This is a genomic window from Calditrichota bacterium (assembly GCA_013112635.1).
Taxonomy (GTDB): Bacteria; Calditrichota; Calditrichia; order Calditrichales; family J004; genus JABFGF01.
Window position 1 is genome coordinate 135,452 of the sequence record JABFGF010000002.1, and the last position, 21,605, is coordinate 157,056.

General features: G+C 36.1%; 22 protein-coding genes. 10 read left to right on the plus strand and 12 right to left on the minus strand.

The window, feature by feature from the left end; translation table 11 throughout:
• Positions 1–118 precede the first annotated feature (118 nt).
• The 3 genes from HND50_05755 to HND50_05765 all read left to right on the plus strand — a co-directional run bounded on the left by HND50_05755 (position 119) and on the right by HND50_05765 (position 3,833).
• A complete protein-coding gene (locus HND50_05755; GenBank protein ID NOG44715.1) occupies positions 119–1,600 on the plus strand; it encodes a HAMP domain-containing protein in 1,482 nt (493 codons plus the stop codon).
• Between the two features lie 28 nt (positions 1,601–1,628).
• Positions 1,629–2,957 carry a sigma-54-dependent Fis family transcriptional regulator gene (locus HND50_05760; GenBank protein ID NOG44716.1) on the plus strand — a complete coding sequence of 443 codons (1,329 nt, stop codon included), beginning with the start codon at positions 1,629–1,631 and terminating at the stop codon, positions 2,955–2,957.
• Between the two features lie 249 nt (positions 2,958–3,206).
• Positions 3,207–3,833: an energy transducer TonB gene (locus tag HND50_05765; GenBank protein NOG44717.1), complete on the plus strand. Its 627-nt coding sequence runs from the start codon at positions 3,207–3,209 to the stop codon at positions 3,831–3,833.
• A gap of 104 nt (positions 3,834–3,937) precedes the next feature.
• On the opposite strand, the gene HND50_05770 is transcribed toward HND50_05765, so the two are convergent.
• Both HND50_05770 and HND50_05775 read right to left on the minus strand, forming a co-directional pair.
• Positions 3,938–4,999 (minus strand): trypsin-like peptidase domain-containing protein, encoded by a 1,062-nt coding sequence (locus HND50_05770; protein ID NOG44718.1) that lies wholly within the window; start codon positions 4,997–4,999, stop codon positions 3,938–3,940.
• Between the two features lie 68 nt (positions 5,000–5,067).
• Entirely contained in the window at positions 5,068–5,688 is a 621-nt protein-coding gene (locus tag HND50_05775; GenBank protein ID NOG44719.1) for an MBL fold metallo-hydrolase, read from the minus strand.
• Between the two features lie 146 nt (positions 5,689–5,834).
• On the opposite strand from HND50_05775, the gene HND50_05780 reads away from it, so the two are divergent.
• Complete coding sequence (locus tag HND50_05780) at positions 5,835–6,965, plus strand: hypothetical protein (GenBank protein NOG44720.1); 1,131 nt, start codon at positions 5,835–5,837, stop codon at positions 6,963–6,965.
• An 8-nt stretch (positions 6,966–6,973) separates the two neighbouring features.
• Positions 6,974–7,339: a cupin domain-containing protein gene (locus HND50_05785; protein NOG44721.1), complete on the plus strand. Its 366-nt coding sequence runs from the start codon at positions 6,974–6,976 to the stop codon at positions 7,337–7,339.
• A 3-nt stretch (positions 7,340–7,342) separates the two neighbouring features.
• Here the strand turns inward: HND50_05785 and HND50_05790 are convergent, their stop codons facing one another.
• Entirely contained in the window at positions 7,343–7,855 is a 513-nt protein-coding gene (locus HND50_05790) for a DinB family protein (protein NOG44722.1), read from the minus strand.
• A gap of 196 nt (positions 7,856–8,051) precedes the next feature.
• Between HND50_05790 and HND50_05795 the strand changes: the two genes are divergently transcribed.
• From HND50_05795 to HND50_05810, 4 genes are all read left to right on the plus strand, one after another.
• Positions 8,052–8,597: a hypothetical protein gene (locus tag HND50_05795; protein ID NOG44723.1), complete on the plus strand. Its 546-nt coding sequence runs from the start codon at positions 8,052–8,054 to the stop codon at positions 8,595–8,597.
• Between the two features lie 9 nt (positions 8,598–8,606).
• Positions 8,607–9,080 (plus strand): TlpA family protein disulfide reductase, encoded by a 474-nt coding sequence (locus HND50_05800; protein NOG44724.1) that lies wholly within the window; start codon positions 8,607–8,609, stop codon positions 9,078–9,080.
• 198 nt (positions 9,081–9,278) lie between these two features.
• Entirely contained in the window at positions 9,279–10,463 is a 1,185-nt protein-coding gene (locus HND50_05805) for an anhydro-N-acetylmuramic acid kinase (GenBank protein ID NOG44725.1), read from the plus strand.
• A 108-nt stretch (positions 10,464–10,571) separates the two neighbouring features.
• Positions 10,572–11,249: a hypothetical protein gene (locus HND50_05810; protein NOG44726.1), complete on the plus strand. Its 678-nt coding sequence runs from the start codon at positions 10,572–10,574 to the stop codon at positions 11,247–11,249.
• A 1-nt stretch (position 11,250) separates the two neighbouring features.
• On the opposite strand, the gene HND50_05815 is transcribed toward HND50_05810, so the two are convergent.
• From HND50_05815 to HND50_05845, 7 genes are all read right to left on the minus strand, one after another.
• A complete protein-coding gene (locus tag HND50_05815) occupies positions 11,251–12,954 on the minus strand; it encodes a S8 family serine peptidase (GenBank protein NOG44727.1) in 1,704 nt (567 codons plus the stop codon).
• Between the two features lie 204 nt (positions 12,955–13,158).
• Positions 13,159–13,533: a hypothetical protein gene (locus tag HND50_05820; protein NOG44728.1), complete on the minus strand. Its 375-nt coding sequence runs from the start codon at positions 13,531–13,533 to the stop codon at positions 13,159–13,161.
• Between the two features lie 22 nt (positions 13,534–13,555).
• Positions 13,556–14,551 carry a hypothetical protein gene (locus HND50_05825; GenBank protein ID NOG44729.1) on the minus strand — a complete coding sequence of 332 codons (996 nt, stop codon included), beginning with the start codon at positions 14,549–14,551 and terminating at the stop codon, positions 13,556–13,558.
• 266 nt (positions 14,552–14,817) lie between these two features.
• On the minus strand, positions 14,818–16,554 hold the full coding sequence (locus HND50_05830; protein ID NOG44730.1) for an AarF/ABC1/UbiB kinase family protein: 1,737 nt from the start codon (positions 16,552–16,554) through the stop codon (positions 14,818–14,820).
• Between the two features lie 129 nt (positions 16,555–16,683).
• A complete protein-coding gene (locus HND50_05835; protein ID NOG44731.1) occupies positions 16,684–17,298 on the minus strand; it encodes a hemolysin III family protein in 615 nt (204 codons plus the stop codon).
• 101 nt (positions 17,299–17,399) lie between these two features.
• A complete protein-coding gene (locus HND50_05840; protein ID NOG44732.1) occupies positions 17,400–17,816 on the minus strand; it encodes a hypothetical protein in 417 nt (138 codons plus the stop codon).
• A 58-nt stretch (positions 17,817–17,874) separates the two neighbouring features.
• Entirely contained in the window at positions 17,875–18,300 is a 426-nt protein-coding gene (locus tag HND50_05845) for a hypothetical protein (protein NOG44733.1), read from the minus strand.
• A gap of 340 nt (positions 18,301–18,640) precedes the next feature.
• On the opposite strand from HND50_05845, the gene HND50_05850 reads away from it, so the two are divergent.
• On the plus strand, positions 18,641–19,771 hold the full coding sequence (locus HND50_05850; protein NOG44734.1) for a hypothetical protein: 1,131 nt from the start codon (positions 18,641–18,643) through the stop codon (positions 19,769–19,771).
• On the opposite strand, the gene HND50_05855 is transcribed toward HND50_05850, so the two are convergent.
• Together HND50_05855 and HND50_05860 are read right to left on the minus strand one after the other, a co-directional pair.
• Positions 19,772–19,957, minus strand: coding sequence for a hypothetical protein (locus tag HND50_05855; protein NOG44735.1), 186 nt, complete (start codon positions 19,955–19,957; stop codon positions 19,772–19,774).
• 17 nt (positions 19,958–19,974) lie between these two features.
• Positions 19,975–21,585: a GMC family oxidoreductase gene (locus tag HND50_05860; protein ID NOG44736.1), complete on the minus strand. Its 1,611-nt coding sequence runs from the start codon at positions 21,583–21,585 to the stop codon at positions 19,975–19,977.
• Between the last annotated feature and the right edge of the window lie 20 nt (positions 21,586–21,605).

Here is a 21,605-nt window from a genome sequence, read left to right on the forward strand (position 1 = left end):
AAGTTTCATTTATTTAAACAGTTAGGGATTAATACATAACTTATTAAAAATTGTTATTATAAACTTTTAAATTTTATCTTTGCTTTAAAAACCACAAATCGTTTAGGTCTGCTAAACTATGAACAGCTTAAGTTATAAAATTGGCCTTGGCTATTTCATAATTATAATTCTAAATATCTCGATTGCTATCTTTGCCGTTTATCATATTAACCAGCTAAGCGAGCCTATTGATCAGATTTTAAAGGAAAACTATAGAAATATAAAATCTGCTGAACAAATGAAGGAAGCCCTAACAAGCCAGGAAATGATTCAACTAACAATGGTTGAAAGAGGGATGGATTCTTCCTTAGTAAATAATTTCAGGCATCACAAAACAGAGTTTAATAACTGGCACGAAAATGCTGTTAATGGAATTTCACTACCACGGGAACCGGTAATTCTCGATAGCCTGAAACTGCTTTATTCGAATTATCTTCAAAAATCTGATTCTCTGCAAAACTTTATACTCTGTGATATGACCTACAAAGAATCCAAATCGTATCACTTTATAATTATTTTACCGCTGGCCACAGAAATAAATTTACTCTGTGTGCAAATGAAAGAGCTGAACGAGCAGGCCATTTTTAATGCCGATAATAAAGCAAGGGGTATTTCTTTTCAGGCGAATGCTCTAATCGGAACATTTTCTGTATTTGCGATTTTGTTTAGCATAATTGCCGGGATCTATTTTACGCAGAGCATAATTCGGCCGGTTAATAAAACCACAGAGACCGTTCGCAAAATTCGCAGAGGACAATTTAACCAGAAAATCCCCATCACCACCAATGATGAGATCGCGGAATTAGGAATTGAATTTAACCGCATGACAGACCGACTTGACAAACATATCCGGGATGTTAGCGGCCTGAAAAAGCTGGATCAAATGAAGTCTGATTTTATGTCTACAATTTCCCATGAGTTTAAAACGCCCCTCACTTCCATTAATCTGACCATTGATATTTTGCTAAATCAAAAAGCTGAGCAGTTAAGTTCTCAACAAAAAGAACTTTTAATCCTCGCAAAAGAAGATTGCACCCGACTTACAAATTTTGCACGGGAACTCCTTGAGCTTTCAAAACTTGAATCCGGCACAAAACCGATGCATTTTGAAAAAATAAATATTTCGGATTTAATTGATTTTTCCATGCAACCATTTAAAATAATGCGCGAGCAAAAATCAATTACAATTAATGTGAAATTAAATCCGGTTGATATTGAGCTTAAAGGAGATAGAAATAATCTAAGCCGCGTAATCTCTAATATGCTTGATAATGCCATTAATCATTCAAAACAGGGTGGCAGGATTGATATTTCGGCAAGTCAGGAAAATGATAATTTGCGTTTTTCAATTGCAGACCAGGGAGTCGGAATTCCTGCCCAATCAATAGATTTGGTTTTTGATAAATTTATACAGGTTGGATCGGCGAGAAAGAAAGGAAATATTGGACTTGGGCTGGCAATTTGTAAAGAAATTATTTCGATGCACAAAGGTAAAATTTGGGTTGAAAGTGAACTGGGCAAAGGAAGTACATTTATTTTCACAATCCCATTTGGACTATAAAACTTTTTAATAAATTTCAGGACTTCAAATGACTTTAGAAAAAACAAACATCTTAATTGTTGATGATGAGGCAAATATTTTAAATACCATGGAAATATGCCTTAAAGATGCCGGTTATAAAATTACAACCAGCAACGAACCCCAGAAAGCCATAGAGCTGATCCAGGAAAAAAGTTTTGATATCGCTTTTGTAGATTTGAAAATGGAGCCGCTTAACGGACTGGAAGTTTTAAAGGAAATCAAATTTTGTTCACCGGAAACAACCGTCATAATTATGACTGCTCACGGTTCTGTCGACAGCGCAATCGAAGCAATCAAGCAGGGCGCGTATCATTATTTACAAAAGCCGTTCGACTATCTTGAATTACAGGTTTTTACAGAAAAAACTTTGCAATATCACCGGCTGAAAACGGAAGTTGTTTCTCTGCGGCATGAAGTTGCAAACGTTGAATTTCCCGGAAATATAATTACGCGTAGCAGCAAAATGCGCGAAATGATTTCTTTGGCCGAACAAGTTGCCCAAACCAATTTAAGCGTGTTAATCGAAGGCGAAAGTGGCACCGGGAAAGAATTATTTGCCCAGCTAATTTTTAACGGGAGTGAGCGAAACAAAAAACCTTTTGTAAAAATAAACTGCGCAGCTCTTGCCGAAAATTTATTGGAAAACGAATTGTTTGGGCATGTAAAAGGCGCTTTTACTGGCGCAATTAATGACCGGGTTGGCCGATTTGAAATGGCTAATGGCGGCACAATTTTTTTAGATGAAATTGCCGAACTTTCTCCGGCGTTGCAAGCCAAACTTTTAAGGGTTTTACAAAGTAATGAATTTGAGCGCCTTGGCGAATCTGTTACCAAAAAAGTGGATGTCCGCGTTATCGCCGCAACGAATAAAAACCTGGAAGAAGCCATAAAAGAGGGTGTTTTCCGTGAGGATCTTTTTTATCGCCTGAATGCTGTTCGGTTAAAATTAATTCCTTTGCGTGAACGGCCTGAAGATATTACCCTTCTAACTCATTATTTTATAAAAAAATTTTCCGCGCATAAAGAGGTTGAAATATCATTCGAAGCCTTAAAACTTTTAAGATTAAATCGCTGGAGTGGCAACGTTCGTGAACTTGAAAATACTATTGAGCGCACAGTGTTGCTTTCTCAAAATGAAAGTATTGCGGTCAAAGATCTACCTGGTGAGTTAACAAAATCTGCCAAATCAGAAAGTGAAAAACTCTCACTGGAAGAAGTGGAAAAAAATCATATCAAAAAAATCCTGCACATTTCCAAAGACCTTGCAGAGGCTTCAGAAATATTAGGGATCGATCCTGCTACTCTCTGGCGTAAAAGAAAAAAATATGGTTTATAGGCTTAGCCCTCATAGTGAATTTTTTTCAGAGTCTTTTGTTTATCCCTCCATTTTATTAACTGGAAAATTATTGCATAATTCAAGATCAACTTTATACTTTCTTGCAAAGTTCACGATATATATAATTCTCCAAATTCTATTTAACTACTTCTAAGAATAGTAAAAACAATTGTTTATACCACAAATTCAATCATGGCATTATTATTGGATTCTTTCTAAGCAACTTTTTACAAAACTTAGGAGGAAACAATGTCCATACACAAAGATCAAGATGCCGATTTGCGCTATAAGTATAAACGCCGATTGGAGCTTTCTTTTATATTATCGCTTTCACTGGTTACACTATTATTTTATTCATTCAAAGAAAACAATTCCGGCCCACCACCAATTCCTGACATTCCAGATTTCACAATTGAGGTAGTGAAAATTCCGCCAACCATACAGCACAAACGACCACCAAGACCACCACAGCCAACAATACCAATTGCAAGTGACGATGAAGATTTACCGGAAGATGTCCAGCTTGAGAAGCTATTTGATCCCGAAATTGATTTTGATATTGAGCCGCCTGAACCTGAAGAAGATGAAGAACCATTTACTTTGTGGATGGTTTCTGAAAAACCGGTTTTACTATACAAAGAAGTGCCTTATTACCCAGAGCTTGCTCAAAAAGTCGGGATTGAAGGACGGGTTACCGTAATGGTTGTTATTTCAAAAACGGGAACGGTTTTAAGCGCAACTTTAATGGGCGAGAAAAATATGTTAAGTGATGCTGCAATCGCCGCTGCTTTGAAATGTACATTTAAACCAGCCAAACAATTCGACAAATTTGTCAAAGTAAAAATGACTATCCCTTTCGACTTTAGGTTAAGGTAGTTGGTCCATAAAGCAGCCCTTCCACCTCGGGCTGCTTTTTTTAATAACCAGATACTTATTACCAAGGAAAATCAATTAGGATTAAAAGTATATTTTTAAAAAAATTATTCAGTTGAGGCAGGTTTTTCTGTATTCAAAAACAGGGGACTTTCGAAGCCCTTTTCCTCGAAACGCCCGGAGTTTTCTTCAATAAAATCTTCAATTGCTTCAATTGAAACGGCGTAAGTAAGTCCATAAACAACCTGGCGTGTGGAGTTTAAATAAATTTGTCCGTCATAAGGTCTCTGCATGTCAAGTTCAATTGGTTCAGTTTCCTCATCTGGGCCAAGAAAGTTTATCTTTTGCCCGGCGACGGCAAAAACCATCCCAACCATTTCAAAGTTTGGAATACCATCGCGCACTGCTAAAACTAAACCACCGCTTATTCCGTTATGCATTGAAGCATCTAAAATAAATCCGTTGTTTCTATCTTTATTTGCACGGCCGACTATCGCCGTTGAAACCATCCGTTCTCCACGGGGAAAACCGAACAGATAAACAAATGTCCCGGCTTTTAAATCATTGGCAGCACCTTTGGGGTAGTTAAATTCACGGATATTTACGTGCTGCAGTTTACTATATTTTTTGCCTATAATTGCAATATCTGTGTCTTCATCACTGGCTAAAACCTCATAGTCATTTACTTCAGGAAGTCCTGTAACCGTTAATGTTTGACGAACCTTGTAGTAAACACTTTGCACAAATGGCGTTTTTTTGCCATATCTGTCTAAATAAAATGTTACGATCGTATCCGGGTAATTTACAATATGGGCACAAGTTAACAGAGCAACCTTTTGCTGATCATGAAATATAACCGTTGCTGTTCCTGTTGCAGGGCTATTAAGAAATTTTTCGCGGATTGCTTTTTGCCTTACTAAATCACCATTCAATTCTGATCTGATTAACCCATTTTTCAATGGCAAATCGTAACCTTTGTAACCAGCCATGGCATTAACTAGTTTTACATATTGAGTAATTTCTTCCAAATAACCGGTAGTCGGAATATGTGGAAATTCCGAATCATACTCTCCATCTATTATACGCGTGTTATCACTAACAAAAACAGTTTTTGAGCAACTTAAAACGAAGATTAGCAGCAGCGATAATAATATAAATATATTTTTCATTTAATGATCACCATGCGATTGATTGAGATGTTATACGCAACATGCATCGAAAGTTACTTGCTTAATAACTATTTTAAAAAAGGATTGAATTGTTTTTCACGCCCAATCGTAGTTGAAGGTCCATGCCCAGGATATACAACTGTTTCGTCAGGAAGTGGCATTAGTTTCATTTTGATCGATTCAATTAACTGATCATAATTCCCCATATACAAATCGGTACGGCCAATTGAATCATAAAAAAGCACATCACCAACAATAATGTCTTTTTCAAACAAAAAACAGATGCTGCCAGGGCTATGACCCGGTGCATGTAGTGTTGAAAAAGATAAACCGGCTACATCGTATTTTTGTCCACCTTCAAGAGTATGAGTTACTTTTGGAGGAGATGCAGTATCAATCCCAAACATTTCTCCCTGTTTTTCCAAAGACTCGAGCAAAGGCAAATCTTCTTTTGCAAGATAAAACGGTAAATTGTATTTCTCTTGAACCTGGCTTAAGAATCGAACATGATCAATATGTGCGTGGGTATTAAAAATTGCCTTTGGGGTTAATTTATTTTGATCAAGATACGCGTATATTTTTTCAAGCTCATCGCTTGGATCAATAAGAATACATTCGTTTGAATTTTCCTTGTGAACAATAAAAGTGTTCATTTGGAATGGGCCGATCGTTATAACTTCAATATTCATTTTTTATCCTGTTTCATACTTGTTAAAATATACAAAAAAATCTTAACAATAATCTGTTTAAGATAATTTGAAACGAAATATATTATGGTTTTTTGTAGATTGTCTGCAGAAATAAAAAATTTGCCAATTTGATTCCCGGAGATATTTTGCATTTTATTTTGAAACACAGAATCTTTGCTGTTTTTTTTGTCCTTTTCACTTATTCATTTGTCTCAATTTCAAACCTTTATGCAGATGTAATTGAGCTTGAAGATCAAAAAAAACTATATGGGCAATTGATTTCCATTACCGACGAAATGATTCTTATTGAAACATTCAATAAAGAAAATGCTTTCATAAAAAGTATCTTTCTACCAAGAAACAAAGTTATCAAAATAACAGATGAGTCCGGTACAATTTTGTTTAGTGATAACAAACAAAACATTCTCATCCTGAAGCGTTATTACTCTTCAATAACCAGTAATTGGGAAGAATTAAAAGACCGCATAAAAGGTTCAGCAAACGATACTTTATATTTTAAAGATGGATCAAAAGCAGCTGGTAAAGTTTTAAGCATTACAGATGAATATGTTTTCTCACAAAAAACATCTGATGGAAACTCTGTAGACCCAAAAATTCAAGTGAATAAGTTTCGTCTGAATAAGATAAATAAAATTAACAAGATCAAAGTATTTTTTATTGATGCCCAAAAATCTCACCCAATATTTACAAACAAAGTAAAATATCCTGTTTACAGCATTTCCGGTGGAATTGTTTTGGCCCAAACAAATTACAATCAGTTGCAGGATTTATTTCAGGAGTTCTATGACAAATCGGCTATTTCGTATGAGGCAGAAAAAAGGTTAAGCGCATATTTCGGAGGTCAAATCCAATTTGAAATATTTGTAAAACCCTATCTCTCCATTGGCTATAGCGGATTTTTTTATAGAAATGATGCTATTAATTCTCTCGGAATGAGTATGGCCAATATAAAATACACATTTCACCAAACACTTTTTAGACCATGGTTAAGCTTAGGATTTGCAGGGCATGATTTTAGCAGCGCTGAAAAACCCGGTGAGACAAAATACATTTGGGATACAAGTAAAGGAGCGCCAAGTATGGGGCTTGGTATTGATTTAGGAGATGAACTTGGAAAAGGCTATTATCTCGCGGCACATTATCTGCCATTTGGGAAAGGCACAACCAAAATTAAAGATTCCGATATTACTGTAAACAAAGAGATAGATTTCGCAATTCTTTTATTTTCAATTGGAATGCGATTTAATTTTAACTAAGGGATTTTATGAAAATCGAAAAAGTAAATTTAAATGAAAAACTCAAACAATTTTCAGATTATTGGAATCCAAGGATTGTTGGTGAATTAAATGGACATCAGGTAAAACTGGCAAAATTTCAGGGCGAATTTATTTGGCACACACACGAAAATGAAGACGAGTTATTTATGGTTCTAAAAGGTTCTTTTAAAATGGAATTCCGTGATAAAACCGTTCAACTTAATGAGGGTGAATTTCTAATTGTCCCAAAGGGAGTTGAACACAGGCCCGTGGCAAAAAATGAAGTTTCAGTATTGCTTTTTGAACCCGGCTCAACAATTAATACTGGAAATAACCCGAGTGATTTAACAAGAAATAATTTGGAGAAAATTTAAAAATTAAGACAAATATTTTGAGTGAATTACTTTCATATGGTGAATTACATGACCAATCATAACATGTGCTATTGCCCTTACAGATGCAGGAAAGCCATTTGCCGTTCCGATATTTTGCCACATATCCGGAGAAAATGACCTTAACAGAGCTATTGAAGCTTTGCGCATGTGATAAAATTGTTCTACAAGCTCACTGAGTGTTAAATGGGATTGGTCACTGTTTTTAATATAGTCGTCCTGTTCAAACCCGGGAATCGGTGTGCTGTCTTTTCGGCTGATACGTAAAGCACGATACATAAAAACCAGCTCAACATCTATCAAATGGGCAATAACTTGTTTAATACTCCACTTTCCCTCAGCATAACGATAATTCGCTTTTTCTTCGTCTACCTGTGCTAAAAACTCACAGAACTGATCATTTTGTTTTTCCAATATTTGGAGTATATCCCCATTCGGTACAAGGTCAATATAACCCTGATAGTACTTTGCATATTCTGTTGATGCCGGACGTTCCATGTATTATCTCCCGATTTTATAATTCTTTCCTTTTATAACCTTTTCAATACTCGTGCCAAAAATCATTTAATAAAATAATCACTGCTAATTTTTACAAAAATGAACAGAAATAATATTTTTAAAAACTCATCAACATCTATTTGATGTTTATCCGGCTAATTTTATATCTTCACTTTTAATTTTTTTGGAGCTTTTTTTGTTAGTTCTTACAATATTTTTTGCAGGAACATCCGCCTTCTTTACAGCTTTATTGGAAACAAATATTTGGCTTTCTGCAAATCAGCCTTTGCCTAAGCAGGGTATCAAGCAAGTATTCCCATCACTTCTGGGACCGGTTCTTTTTTCAGTTATATATCTGCACAATCATTTTGTAATACAACTGATATCCGGATTACTTTTTATTTTTATCAGCTTTGCCCAACTTGGAATAATTAAATTTAAAAAGGAATTCGCCTATTATTTTACAGTACATTTTTTACTGATCTGTGCGATCTCAGCGTTAAACGGATTGGCATGGCAACAAGCAGTATGGGGGCCTATAAGTTTTTTATTTCTCACGCCGCCTCTTATTTTTATTAGCAGAAAGCTGTCAAAATTTAGCGGAAAAAGCCGAGAAAATGTGAATGAATTGTTAGAACTTACAGGGATCGTAAATAGTATATTCATTTTCATAATTGGTCTGGTGATTGCTTCAGATCGTGTTAGATTTTTAAAGAAAATTGTAAATTGGATATTTAATTAAGGAGAAAGAATGCGTCGCAAATTTCAAGTTACTGCAATCCTGATATTAAGTTTATTTTTAATTAGCCCATTGTTTGCCGCAAAAGCCAAGGACTTTAAATTTAAAGATTTGAATGGTAAAGAAATTTCATTATCAGATTATAAAGGCAAAGTTGTTTTGGTCAATTTTTGGGCAACCTGGTGCGGTCCATGTATTCATGAAATGCCATCATTGGAAAAACTTAACAAAACTTATAAAGATCAGGGATTCCAGGTTTTAGGATTGACAGTTAGCTCAAAAGAAAAACAAATACCGGCAATTGTTAAAAAAACCGGAGTAACATATCCAATCCTTCTCGATGCCGAGCCTGCTGTTTCTAACTTTGGCGGATTTAATTCAATCCCGCAAACCTTTATAATTAACCGTGAAGGTGAAATTGTAAAAAGAATCGAAGGACCACGTCCATTTGAAGTTTTTGAGAAAGAAATAAAAAAACTGCTCTAAAAAAATGAGAGCTGTCATTCAGAGCAGCCATTTCAATGCAATGAGTCCCATAAAAAAAAATGTATAATCATTTTTGGGGTGCATCACTACCATTTTGCTTGAAAACTTCCAAAATAAAAACCGGATCAAATATTTGATACCGGTTTTTTTATTGCCCCAAAAAACCTAAATTGTGGATTCACAAAAATTAATAATATCATGTCTGCCTTAAAAAACCTACAAAATAAAAAGTGTTTAAATATTTTAGGATTAATGTCTGGTACATCCTGCGATGGTCTGGATATTGCCCTCTTGGAAGTTTGCGGTTCTGCTCAGCAAACCCATTTTAGACTTAAGAAATCCTGCAATGTGTCTTATTCTCGCACAAGAAAAAAAGAGCTGCTGCAGTTCATTTCAAAAAATGAACACACCTTAAAAGAAATAAGCCAATTCAATTTTTATATGGCAGAAGTTTGGTCAGAGCAAATTAAACAATTCCTGAAAAATGAAAATCTTACAGAAAAAGATATTGACCTTGTGGCTAGTCACGGTCAAACAATTTGGCATGAACCTCAGCCAGAAAACTTTTTAGGAGAATCAATTTCGTCAACACTACAAATGGGTGATCCTGGTGTCCTTGCAGCTTTGTTAAAAATTCCGGTAGTTGGTGATTTCCGGGTTGCGGATGTTGCATTGGGCGGACAAGGCGCACCTCTTATTCCTTACTTTGACTGGGTTTTCTTTTCGCAGTTCAAGAAAAACATCCTGGCATTAAATATAGGCGGCATTTCAAATATTACCATTATCCCGGCTAATGGGGATTTTGAAAAAGTGACTGCATTTGATTGTGGTCCTGGAAATATGTTGATCGATTCTGTTTGCCAGAAATTGCTTAACATCCCTTTTGATGAAAATGGCAAGATTGCTGCTTCCGGGAAAAACAACCCGTCCCTGTTTGAATACCTTCAAGAGTTGGATACTTTCGCTAAAATCAAGCCACCAAAATCTACAGGCCGGGAATTATACAATCAGCAGTATGTAAATAAATTAATCGGTTTTGCAGAAACAAGAAAAATTAGCACAAAAGATTTTGTCCATACTTTAACAAAGTACACAGCCTACGCAATTTTTAACAGCAGCCAACAATTTATAAATGGCTCGATTGAGGAATTGGCCATTGCGGGTGGTGGGGCAAAAAATGGATTTCTAGTCAAGTTATTAAAGCAATTTTTTACGGATGTCAAAATAAAACCAACTTCTTTTTATGGCCTGGATGAAGAGTTTAAAGAAGCTATCGGATTTGCCATATTAGCCAATGAAACAATCCGCGGAAAATCATCAAATGTTCCATCGGCAACGGGTGCGAAACACGCAGCTGTTCTTGGTAAAATCTGTTTGGTTTAAACAAAAACATTTCCCACGGATTGCACGAATTGGCACAAAAAAAAATACTTAATAAAACTTCTAAATAAAATCCGTGTTAATTCGTGTAATCCGTAGATTAAAATACATATGAAAACCATTCATTTTTCAGATTCGATAAAAACAAAAATACAATCTTTGCAATTTGGATTGATTGAGGCGAATGGAGTAAAAGTCGGTCCTGCCGGTGAAGGCTTTGAAACTGAGCTTGAAAAGCTGATCGCTGAGTTAAAGGAAAAATTTGCCAACAAGGCTCCTTCCGAAGATCTGATTGTTTCGGCCATTAGGCGCATGTATCGCGAAGTGGGTTGGGAGCCAACCAAATACCGACCTTCCTCAGAAGCTCTGATTCGCCGTCTGATACAAGGCAAAGGATTATACAGCATTAACAATCTTGTGGATTATGGCAATCTTGTTTCGGCACGGTTTCACGTCCCAATGGGTTTGTATGATCTTGATAAGGTACAGGGCGATATTTTTATCGATACGGGGAAAGAAGGGGAAAGCTACGCAGGTATTAGCAAGCCCCAAATTCGGGCAACAGGCAAGATTATTTTAAGGGATGATTTAGGCGTTTTTGGTAACCCGACAGCAGACTCTGCACGGACATCAATTCGGGAAGATACAAAACATGTGTTGGCGGTTTTCTTTTGCCCGGCAACATTGCAGACAAGTTATATCAAAGAAACGATTCAACAATTAGCCAGCTTTTATACAAGGTTTACCACAGAACAAAATGTAACTACACATATCCAAATTGTAGAATAAACTATTTTAAATAAACCAGTTTGCCACTTTTATTTATTTTTCTACCGGTAGCCATATTTTTGCCATCAATGTGATAAAAATAAATCCCACTGGCTTTGAGTAAATTCCCACTAATAATTTCAAACTCCCCGGCGTTGACAAACTTTTGTGGAAATGAATAAACGCGCCTGCCCAAAGCATCATAAACTGTAATCTTTGCACGGCTCAAATTGCTTACATCATAATGTATTTTTGTAGAGCTGGTGAAAAGGCGATTTAGAGATTTTGGAGTTGGTGCTGGAGGTTTAGGCAAAGAATCATTTAGAATATATTCATAAGCCGCCTCAATATTTAAAACACCGTATCCCAAAAGGTTATCCGGATCATTTGCCTGGCTGGCTGTTTTACGTATTGCATCTCGAACTTCAGGCGGTGTAATATCAGGAAATGCCTCAACAAGTAATGCAATTGCACCTGCCGTCAACGGACTTGAAAATGAGGTTCCAGAACCACTTGAAAAAGTTTCATCGTTAGAATATGAAGCCCTGTAAACACCAGTTCCCTGAGCACATACGTCTGGTTTAATGCGCCCATCGGCTGTTGGCCCAAAAGAAGATTGACCCCAATAAGAATCATCTTTATAAACACCGCCAACAGTAATTACAAATTCGCCATCAGCGGGTGCATTTAAAGAATTTGGTACATCAGAACCACCATTATTTCCTGCTGAGTTTACAACGATCATTCCCTTTGCTTCTGCTGTAATTGTTGCCAAGGTAGTTACTGCTGTTTTGCCATCCATATCTTCCCAGGTATACCAGTCACTGTATCCCAAAGAGCTATTTACAATATCGGCACCCATAGCTTCTGCTCTTTCTAATCCAGCCACCCAATTATCTTCTTCAATTTGAATTTCATCAGCATCAATTTCCGTTTTATAAAGCAAGAAAGAGGCATTGTATGCCGCACCAATTAGCATTCCCGGACTGTTTCCACCGACAACAGAAAGTGTCATTGTACCATGCCATCCTTCAGTTGGTTTTGCCGCCGCATCAGCGACATCCGTATCAAGATTTATAAAATCCCATGTATCTAAAACAGTCAAGGAATCAAAAACTTTGTGCGTATTATAGCGGTTAAAACCATCATCTAACATAGCTATAACTACACCCTTACCTGTAAACCCTTTTTCATGCAAAACAGTTACCCCAATTTGTTCAACCTGAGGTTTTGACTTTCCATAATTTAAAGTGTCCTCAGAAAATGCTATTGCAGGTTTTTCGAGAATACTGTTTTCCTCTTTTTTATACTTTTTCTTGTAAGTCTTAACAAGACGGATATTGTCGACAAAATCCAATCCCTTAATTTGCTCAATTTGCTCAGGTTTGATTTTTACACTGACGGCATTTAACCAACGCGAAGTGCTGTTAAATTTTAATGCATAATTTTTTATTTGATCGATATAATCCGGATAAACAGGATAATCGCTAAAAGATACGAAAGGAAAATTTTGCATTTTGCTTCTGCGCTTCACAGCCCTTTCACTCAAATATTCATTTACCTCATAAACAGACAAATCCTTTTCCGGGCCTTTGTCTTTAAAGAAAATCCAAATATTTACACTTCTCCCGGGATTATCATTTATATAATTTATGATAGATCTTTCAACTTCTGCTGAAAAGAGGCTTGCTGTAAATATAAAAATTAAGATCAAAATTGAACGCATCATTATCCTTTTAATTATTGGCGCTTATTTTAAGCAAAAATGATTATAAATCCATAACAAATGAGTAAAGGGTATAAAACAAAAAAAGTTCTGTTAAGTTGAATGCTTTTTCAGAACGGCTTAAAAATAAATAGTATTATGTCACAATGAAAATACATTGTTTCCAAATCAAAATCTGTAATCAGCACATCGGAAGTATAATATTTAGTATGTGCCCAGCCAGGTTATTAAAGAAAGAATAAAAAATATTATCCAGACAAGATGCCTACCATGAGACATAAAAACGGATAAAATTCCACTGAACAAATAGAAGTTTGACATTACCCTGCCAACTATAATAATTGAATCATCAAGAGGACGAAAAGCAAAAACAATCAATAAAACGGCAGAGCTCCAGCTGGCAAGTGTGGCCAGGTGCCAGGCTCCTCGTAGTGTCCGGTTTACAAATTTTTCTGTACCAATATCTGTTTTTAATTCCTTTTGGCGTAAACGTGGCAGAAAAAATCGTTCCCCTAAAAGTGAGTGCGCAAAACCAACAATAAACGCCAGGATTCCTGAGATAAAGAAATATGTGTTCATTATAAATTCGTCCTTTTAAAAATTAAGCCAGCTTATAAACATCTTTCGCAATTTTTAAATAAACATTTTTAATTATCTCTTCATGTTTATTTTTATCATGCAAAGCTGCCATGTTCCACCAACCCGCTTTGTGAAAATCATTCAGGTTCCACCAGCCAATCTGATCCATATGGTCTGCATCAATGGGAAATCTTTTTTGGCGGATTTGCTTAACCTTGTTTTTGGATTTTAGCTGTTTTGTCCACTTTTGTGAGGTGACACAAACAAGTCCATCATTCTCACCTTCAGATTCATTAATCAATTTCCAGGATGGCTGAAATGGTATAAAAGTCTGTTCATAATCCTTTTTTGTATAATAAACCTGGTAGATTACATCATTGCCAGCTTCATAATCTTTGGCATAAAGGTTAAAGTTTTCGCATTCTCTGGTTGTTAAACTATTAATTCCCTCGAGATTCATAAAGTTTCCCACTAACCCAAGAATCTTATCCACACCTTTTTCAACCACGTAGTCAGCCAGTACAGATCCTAAGTGCGGAGTACCGATCGTGCTTAAACTGAAAACAGAATCCGCCATTTTTTGATTTATAATCATATAGCGTGCATCCAGGCCACCCATACTGTGTGCAATAATATGAACCTTATCTTTGCCTGTTTCTTTTAAAACACGTTTTACTTCAACCGTCAAATCTTTCGCCCGGGTTTTTACATCCGCCGCCCAGCTAACACGGGAATGATGCACATCAAAGCCATTTTTTTTGAGATGGCTGGCTATTCCTTTAAAATAGTGAAAGCGGTCGGAGACAAAGCTGAAATCGTAAATAGAAAGGTTTAGAGTAGTAAAAACAGAATCGATCAAAAAATCGGGGCGGGCAAAACCATGTGCAAGTATAATCGGATAATCATTTGATCTGCCGTTTTCTGATTCTCCTGGCGGCCTGAAAGGTTCAAATAGTTGCTGCAGATCTTCATCTTCAAATTCGAAATTAAAATCCAGTATTCCTTTTTTCTTACTCATATGAGTTTAATTTCTAAAATCTTTATTCGTTAATCCTTGTTCGATATTTGTTTGGTTATGATTTTAGAACAAAAGACCAATCAAAGGTTTTTAAATTGGCTCTTTAAATCAAGATTGCCTTGTGCCGTTTCGACACTTTTAACAAAAATCGATATTAGTTCGTTATTCTCTTTATTTGCGGCACTTCAACACTTATTTTTTATTAGCAATTAAATCCAATTTTGATTTAAGAACAAGGAACACCGATCAACGATTTATGATTTTTATTATGATTTTCCAAATATTGAAAGGCCGATTCCAAAAGCAAATAACATAATCCATAAATACGGATCTGATCCCTGGACCAATGCAATTACGCCGCCAACAATGCAAGATCCTGCAATTAGCCCACTGCGAATTCCGGCCATAGGATTTGAATTATTTGTATCATCAATGGTCGATTCCCAAAAGCGTGTGGTGTTATGGATAATTTCCGGCAAGCGCATAACAAGATCAACCATTTCCGGTACAGCCTGTAAAACATGTTCGCCTAAAAGTTTTGGGTTATAGCGCTCTTTGTAAATTTGCTGGATGTGTTTTTTGGAAAGTCCCGGTATATCTAAATGTGGATCAAGAAAAAGCCCAACCCCTTCAAATGTGACAAGGGCCTTAACCATCAATGTCATTTCAACGGGAAAAAAGACATGATATTTTGCGCCTATGGAAAGCGATTCCAAAATAAGTTTTGCAATGCTAAAATTCCCATAAGCTGCCTGAAGACGAAATCTGTTAGAAAGATCGATTACTGCTCTCTTAAAACCTGCGCCGTCACCATTTTTTGCCATTGTTGCCATGGAAAAAAGATATTTTGCAGAATTATCGATATCACCATTTACCAGGTAGTAAAAATAGTAAAGCATGTTATGCTTGATTTTATCATCAAAACGGCCAACCATTCCCACATCAATAAAGCCGACTTTTGGCCCTGGCAAAACAATCAGGTTACCGGCATGTAAATCCGCATGAAAAAAACCATCCTGGTAAAGCATTTTTATAATTGAACCGGTACCAAGATCCACAACTTTGTGGATTTCCTTTTCACTGTATTTTTCAAAAACAGCCGGATCATTAGGTTTTACTCCATCAAAAAATTCCATACACAAAACATCTTCAGAGCTAAACTCGCGATAGATTTTCGGGAAAACGACATCTTCATATTTGGCAAAATTTGCGTTGAACATATCCGAGTGATCTGCTTCATAGGTTAGGTTTACTTCTTTTTCCGTATAACGGCAAAATTCCTCAATTATTGTTTTTGGCTGGTACTGAGGAATTATTAATGCAAGCAGGTTACCAAGAATTTTAAGCAGTTTTATGTCTGAAAGAATTATTTCACGGATATGGGGCTTTATAACTTTTAAAACAACTTTTTGGCCTTCAACTGTTGTTGCCATATGTACTTGCGCGATTGACGCTGTACCGACCGGATGTTCTTCAATATGGATAAAAGAATCAGAAATTGGCCCTTTCAAACTATTTTCAATTATCGGCGCAATAAATTCAAAAGGAATTTCCGGTAATTTATCCAACAATTGTTTTAATTCATCTGTGATTATTTGAGGTAAAATATCTTCGCGAATGGCCATGATCTGGCCAAGTTTTATATAAGTAGGGCCAAGAATTTCCAACCTTCTGCGAAGCTGAACCTCAAATGGTTTTTTACGGAATTCTTTTTTTATAAATATTTTAAGAAAAAAAGCATAAGTGCGGGAAAACGGAGATCTTAAACCTTTGCGCTTATGTGCTGGCATTCCAGTCACCTGCGCAACTTGTCCACCAATAATTAAGCCAAGTACATGCCGGTATAAAAGAAGGAAACGTTTAAAAACACCTTTATAAGATGCGAGCGGATTAAAGGAGAGTTTTGGCCGGTCATTATTTTTTGGAGTATCCAGCATTTTATTACCAGGTTTAATATCGCCGGTACCGGTTGCCTCTTTTTTTTGCTTTTCAGTTTCAATCATAAAACTTATTAATCCTACAAAATCTTTCAGTTAAGCTAAAAAGGCGAATTCAAATTTACAAACAAAGTATACACAAAATATTGCTTACCCAAAAGCACAATTTTTAAGATTTGAAAGTATACTTTGAACTCAAACAAACTTAAATATCATCCAAAAATGTGCAAAACTACCAAACATTATAAACACATGAAAAATCTCGTGAAAGCCGAAGAACCCTGGCATTGGATCAGGTTTTTTTAAAGCGTAGATTATCGCCCCGGTTGTATAAAACAATCCTCCTATAAACATCCAAACCAATCCACTAAATTCTATCGCCTGAGAAAGCGGCCAAATGCCAATTATAATAATCCAACCCATTGCCAGATAAATTGCCGTATATAATTTTCTCGGAGCATTGAGCCAGAAAATTTTTAAAAACAGGCCTGCAATAGTCAAACCCCAAACCGTTCCAAATATTGACCAGCCCCAACCACCACGTAATGAAATAAGACAAATAGGTGTATATGATGCAGCAATAAATACAAAAATCATTACATGATCAATCTTACGAAAAAGCTCCAGCTTTTTACCGGAAATGGGCAACCAGTGATACAGAGTACTGGCGGTATAAAGCAAAATCATTGCCCCGCCAAAAATGGAAAATGAAAGGGTGTGCCAAATTGTTGAGGCATCTCCATGTACCAACAAAACAATGAGGCCGGTAACGGCAAGTAATATTCCAATAAAATGTGTTAGGCCATTCATCGGTTCACGGAAAATTTTATTCACTTTAATATCCCATCAGTTTAAACTAAAAACGGAGAGCACAAAGTGCTTCTCCGTTATCTATTCTTCTACAAAAAAAATTATGCTTTCTTAGCAGGGGCTGGTTTAGAATCTAATTTTTTTGCCAGGACTGCAACGATTTCAGTTAGCTTATCAACCTTTTCGGTTAACTCGTGCATTTCTTTGTGAGAAGCAACACCAACTTTTTCGAAAGCTGTTGTCATTGCATCTTCAACATAAGAAAGCACATTTGGTAATTCATCAAACTTGGCTTTGGCTTTTTTCTCAAGTTTTTCACCTTTTCCTTCAAGTTCTTCACCTTTTTCTTTCAATTTGTTGAAAAACTCTTCGCCTTTTCCTTCCAGCTCTTTGCTCTGATCTTTTACTTTATTGAAAAGAGCTTCGCCTTCTTCTTCGATCATTGAAAATGCGCCAAGACCAGCCAACCAAATTTCTCTTGCTTTGTCTGATACTTTACTTCCATTTACTGCTGCCATGATATTTCTCCTATTAAAATTATACTTTTGTTAAATTTTCCTTTATGTGCCTGAAATGTCAGGCTCCTTTTTCGTTTGCTTTTTTACTAAATGAATCGATTGCCTTTTCAAGTGATTCAATACGATCTTTAAGTTCGCCCATATCACTTTTTTTATTTTTATCAAAAATTTTGGTTAATGAATCCGGCATTAAATGATCAATACTATCTCGAACCTGCTTAATTCCATCATCAATCATATTATTACCCCAGCGGATTACATCGTGCAACATTTCATTAGAAAGCGGGTTGCGTCCTTTTTTACCTTCTTCAAAAATTACCTGGGTTAATGTATGCGTTGTAATATCTTTTCCTGTAACATTATCCAAAACTTGAATGTCTTCACCATTTCGGATCAATTCTGCAATTGCTTCCAGAGAAATATAGGTGCGTTTTTCAGTATCATACATTTTTCGATTTTCATACCGCTTAATAACTCGTGCCATTTTTTTCCTTTTTGTTGTATTGCCTGAGAAGAATATAACACGCTGCGTCAAACATGTCAACTATTTTTGACACGGTGTGTTATTTTTAATATTGATTAATTAATTCTAAATTTTAACCGTTGATTTTTTTGAACTTAGGCAGGTTTACTTTTTTACACATTGCGTAATACTTTATGGAATACTGCGTCATTTTCTTTATTTCGCCAAATACTTCGACTTCTACAAAAGCTAATCTTCAATAAAAGTTCAGGCGTTTTTCATTTGGTTTTCCTCTTGTTTTATACACCGGAAATAATTATTCTATTCTATCGCTTCTTTTTCACCATCCCTGGAAAACATTATGGCAAAGAAAGCTCCTATTACCAAAGAGCAAATCGAGAATAATAAACACATTTATTACGAGGTTTTTAACGCGCATTATGCAGATGGCCTTGTAAGAAACTTGTTAGAGAATATGGACAACCTGTATTTTCGCTCGCGCTTTATCGGCTTTGAAGATTACCCGGAAAGAAATAATGGGGACCGTCCTTTACTATTTGCCAGTAATCATTCCGGTATGGCTTTTCCTTGGGATGCTATAATGTTTACATCCGGAATTTACCGTCTTAATAATTATCAAATGAAAAACTCTGTAAGGGCTTTAACAGCACCAATGCTCTCAGAATCTACATTAATGAATCCTTTCTTGGTGCCTGATTTCTGGAAAAAGGCCGGAGGAGTTGATGCCACATTTCTAAATTTTGAAACGATGATGCATTATAAAGAAGCCAATCTGATGATGTATCCTGAGGGCGTTCCCGGTATAGGGAAAGGTTTCCCAAGAAGGTATCAGCTTCAGCGGTTTGCCACTTCATTTGTACGGATAAGCATCAAATACAAAACTGATGTAATTCCCATATCAACTGTAAATGGCGAATACATAAATCCATATGCATTAAAATCTGAGCTTCTTAATAAAATATCGCGCCTTATTGGTATTCCTTTTATTCCAATTGGAATTATGACTTTATTAATCCCATTTCAACCATGGCTATTTTATTTTGGCTTCCCTGCAAAACTTGTGTTTGTAAAGGGAAAAAGAATTAAACCTTATGAAATGATTGATAAACCATACGAGGAAATTACTGATGAAGAGTTCCGTGAAATTGCTGACAAAATAAAAAGCCAAATGCAAATGGAGCTTACTGATGCCGTTGAGAAATATGGCAAAATCCATTATAAACCAGCGGAACTTCTCTCGCTATGGGCAAAAAACGTAAAAAAATTTCCATACTTTTTGCCATGCTGCTGGGCATCTATTTTTTCGGAATATGATCTGCTCTTTAAAGCTAAAGGAAAGATTGAGGCTTTTAAACTACGTTTTATAAGTATAATTACAATTATTAAACACAACCCACTTGTAATAGCTTTTTTTATACCGCTTTTAGGCTGGATCCCGATTTTAATTCGTGGGATGAAAAAACCAAAATAACTACTCTTTTTCTATCACAATAGAGGCTTTTATATTTTTTGTCATAAACACTTCTTCAAGCTGCTTGACTATCGTTTCTTCCACTTTGCGTTCCACATCAACTACAAAAGGTGCTACTTTTGAAACAAGCCAGTTTTTTTCCTGCTCAACAATTTCATGTATATTATGAATTTTAATTTTGATCATTTTCCATCCATGATTATTTAATTTACAAGTTCCTCTTTAAGCAAAGCAGCTTTACTTTCTTTATCAGGAATTTTACTCATTGCGCGTTCAGACAGGGCCAGAATTGTTAAAGACGGATTTACACCTGGATTTGCTGAAATAGCTGAACCATCACAGATGTACATATTTTCGTATCCAAAAACTTGATTATTTTTATCTATCACACCTTCCGATTTATCTTTGCCCATTACCGCGCCACCCAAAATATGAGCGGTTGTTGGAATACCAAGCATCGTTTCAGTTAATAAAGATGTTGCTTTGCCGTTTACAATTTTTGCATATTTATGGGCAAGGTCTTCTGCCTCGGGTATAAATGATGTTGGTCTTTTTCCTGTTGTAAGGGAGGTCTTGACACCAAACAGGCCTTTAGAAAAACGCAGTGTACTGTTAATGGTTTGCATAAAAAGCAGGATTTGTGTGTGCTTAGCCCAATCGGATACAAAATAAGCACGAAGGTTATCCCACGGATGCAGAATGTAATCCTTGGCTATTTTAAATAGGCGTGTAAAAATAGAATCCCCAAAAACCAAAGGGGTCATCAAAACCCGCCAAAAACCAGACCCTGCCGGATAGCGAACCGGCTCCAAATGGCTATGGTCATCTGTATGAACGATGGAGCCGATAGCCACCCCTTCGGAGAAAACATTTTTCTTGTCAAAAGTTGTAATTCCAATCAAACTCTCAGAATTTGTCCTAATATCCATACCAAGATGACCGGACAAATCTGGCAATGATTTTTTCTTTAATCCAAGCAAAAGTTTTATCGTACCCAAAGCTCCACCTGCAAAAATCACATTTCGGGTTTTAAAAGTTCCCTTCTTCTTAAATAATTTTGTCGATGATTTCCATTCAACATTGTAGCCAGATTCTCCATTGCTTCCATTAATAGGTTTTACATCATGAACTAAAGATTCTGCTTGAATTTCTGCTCCGTTTTTTTGAGCAAAATATAAATAATTCTTATCGAGAGTATTTTTGGCATTAAAGCGGCAGCCTATCATACAACCTGCACATAAAGTACAGCCTGCCCTTTCCGGCCCGTCTCCATCAAAATATGGATCGGGAACAGTTACTTCCGGTTCACCAAAAAACACAGCCACATTGGTCCGGGAATATGTTTCGCTTTTACCAATTTCATCTGCCAGTTCCTGTAAAGCCAGATCACCTCTTTTTAGCTCAGGGTTTTCTACTGCTCCCATCATTTTTAGAGCTGTTTTATAGAATGGCATCAACTCAGTTTCCCAATCAGCCAAATGTGCCCATGTATCACTTTTGAAAAATGCAGATTTTGGTACAGGCAAAGTGTTTGCGTAAACCAACGAACCACCGCCTACACCAACACCAGATAAGGTTGCAACATGCCGAAAAAAAGTAATTTTGAAAAAACCATAAAACTTTACAAAAGGCATCCATAACCAGCGTTTAAGGTTCCAATTGCTTTTTGGGAAATCTTCCGCTTTATACCATTTGCCTTTTTCAATCACTAAAACTTTATAACCTTTTTCAGAAAGTCTAAGTGCCGATACCGATCCACCAAAACCTGAACCAACAATTATAAAATCATAGTCATATTTTTGTGAGGCGCTCATTTTCCTATCCTTAATTATAG

What these genes read in the sequence shown, in the direction of transcription:
- HND50_05835 (NOG44731.1), bottom strand. Translation starts at nt 17,298, where the DNA reads ATGAATGGCCTAACACATTTTATTGGAATATTACTTGCCGTTACCGGC.
- HND50_05810 (NOG44726.1), top strand. Translation starts at nt 10,572, where the DNA reads ATGAAAACCATTCATTTTTCAGATTCGATAAAAACAAAAATACAATCT.
- HND50_05800 (NOG44724.1), top strand. Translation starts at nt 8,607, where the DNA reads ATGCGTCGCAAATTTCAAGTTACTGCAATCCTGATATTAAGTTTATTT.
- HND50_05825 (NOG44729.1), bottom strand. Translation starts at nt 14,551, where the DNA reads ATGAGTAAGAAAAAAGGAATACTGGATTTTAATTTCGAATTTGAAGAT.
- HND50_05820 (NOG44728.1), bottom strand. Translation starts at nt 13,533, where the DNA reads ATGAACACATATTTCTTTATCTCAGGAATCCTGGCGTTTATTGTTGGT.
- HND50_05830 (NOG44730.1), bottom strand. Translation starts at nt 16,554, where the DNA reads ATGATTGAAACTGAAAAGCAAAAAAAAGAGGCAACCGGTACCGGCGAT.
- HND50_05775 (NOG44719.1), bottom strand. Translation starts at nt 5,688, where the DNA reads ATGAATATTGAAGTTATAACGATCGGCCCATTCCAAATGAACACTTTT.
- HND50_05850 (NOG44734.1), top strand. Translation starts at nt 18,641, where the DNA reads ATGGCAAAGAAAGCTCCTATTACCAAAGAGCAAATCGAGAATAATAAA.
- HND50_05790 (NOG44722.1), bottom strand. Translation starts at nt 7,855, where the DNA reads ATGGAACGTCCGGCATCAACAGAATATGCAAAGTACTATCAGGGTTAT.
- HND50_05855 (NOG44735.1), bottom strand. Translation starts at nt 19,957, where the DNA reads ATGATCAAAATTAAAATTCATAATATACATGAAATTGTTGAGCAGGAA.
- HND50_05860 (NOG44736.1), bottom strand. Translation starts at nt 21,585, where the DNA reads ATGAGCGCCTCACAAAAATATGACTATGATTTTATAATTGTTGGTTCA.
- HND50_05760 (NOG44716.1), top strand. Translation starts at nt 1,629, where the DNA reads ATGACTTTAGAAAAAACAAACATCTTAATTGTTGATGATGAGGCAAAT.
- HND50_05845 (NOG44733.1), bottom strand. Translation starts at nt 18,300, where the DNA reads ATGGCACGAGTTATTAAGCGGTATGAAAATCGAAAAATGTATGATACT.
- HND50_05765 (NOG44717.1), top strand. Translation starts at nt 3,207, where the DNA reads ATGTCCATACACAAAGATCAAGATGCCGATTTGCGCTATAAGTATAAA.
- HND50_05785 (NOG44721.1), top strand. Translation starts at nt 6,974, where the DNA reads ATGAAAATCGAAAAAGTAAATTTAAATGAAAAACTCAAACAATTTTCA.
- HND50_05815 (NOG44727.1), bottom strand. Translation starts at nt 12,954, where the DNA reads ATGCGTTCAATTTTGATCTTAATTTTTATATTTACAGCAAGCCTCTTT.
- HND50_05840 (NOG44732.1), bottom strand. Translation starts at nt 17,816, where the DNA reads ATGGCAGCAGTAAATGGAAGTAAAGTATCAGACAAAGCAAGAGAAATT.
- HND50_05805 (NOG44725.1), top strand. Translation starts at nt 9,279, where the DNA reads ATGTCTGCCTTAAAAAACCTACAAAATAAAAAGTGTTTAAATATTTTA.
- HND50_05770 (NOG44718.1), bottom strand. Translation starts at nt 4,999, where the DNA reads ATGAAAAATATATTTATATTATTATCGCTGCTGCTAATCTTCGTTTTA.
- HND50_05755 (NOG44715.1), top strand. Translation starts at nt 119, where the DNA reads ATGAACAGCTTAAGTTATAAAATTGGCCTTGGCTATTTCATAATTATA.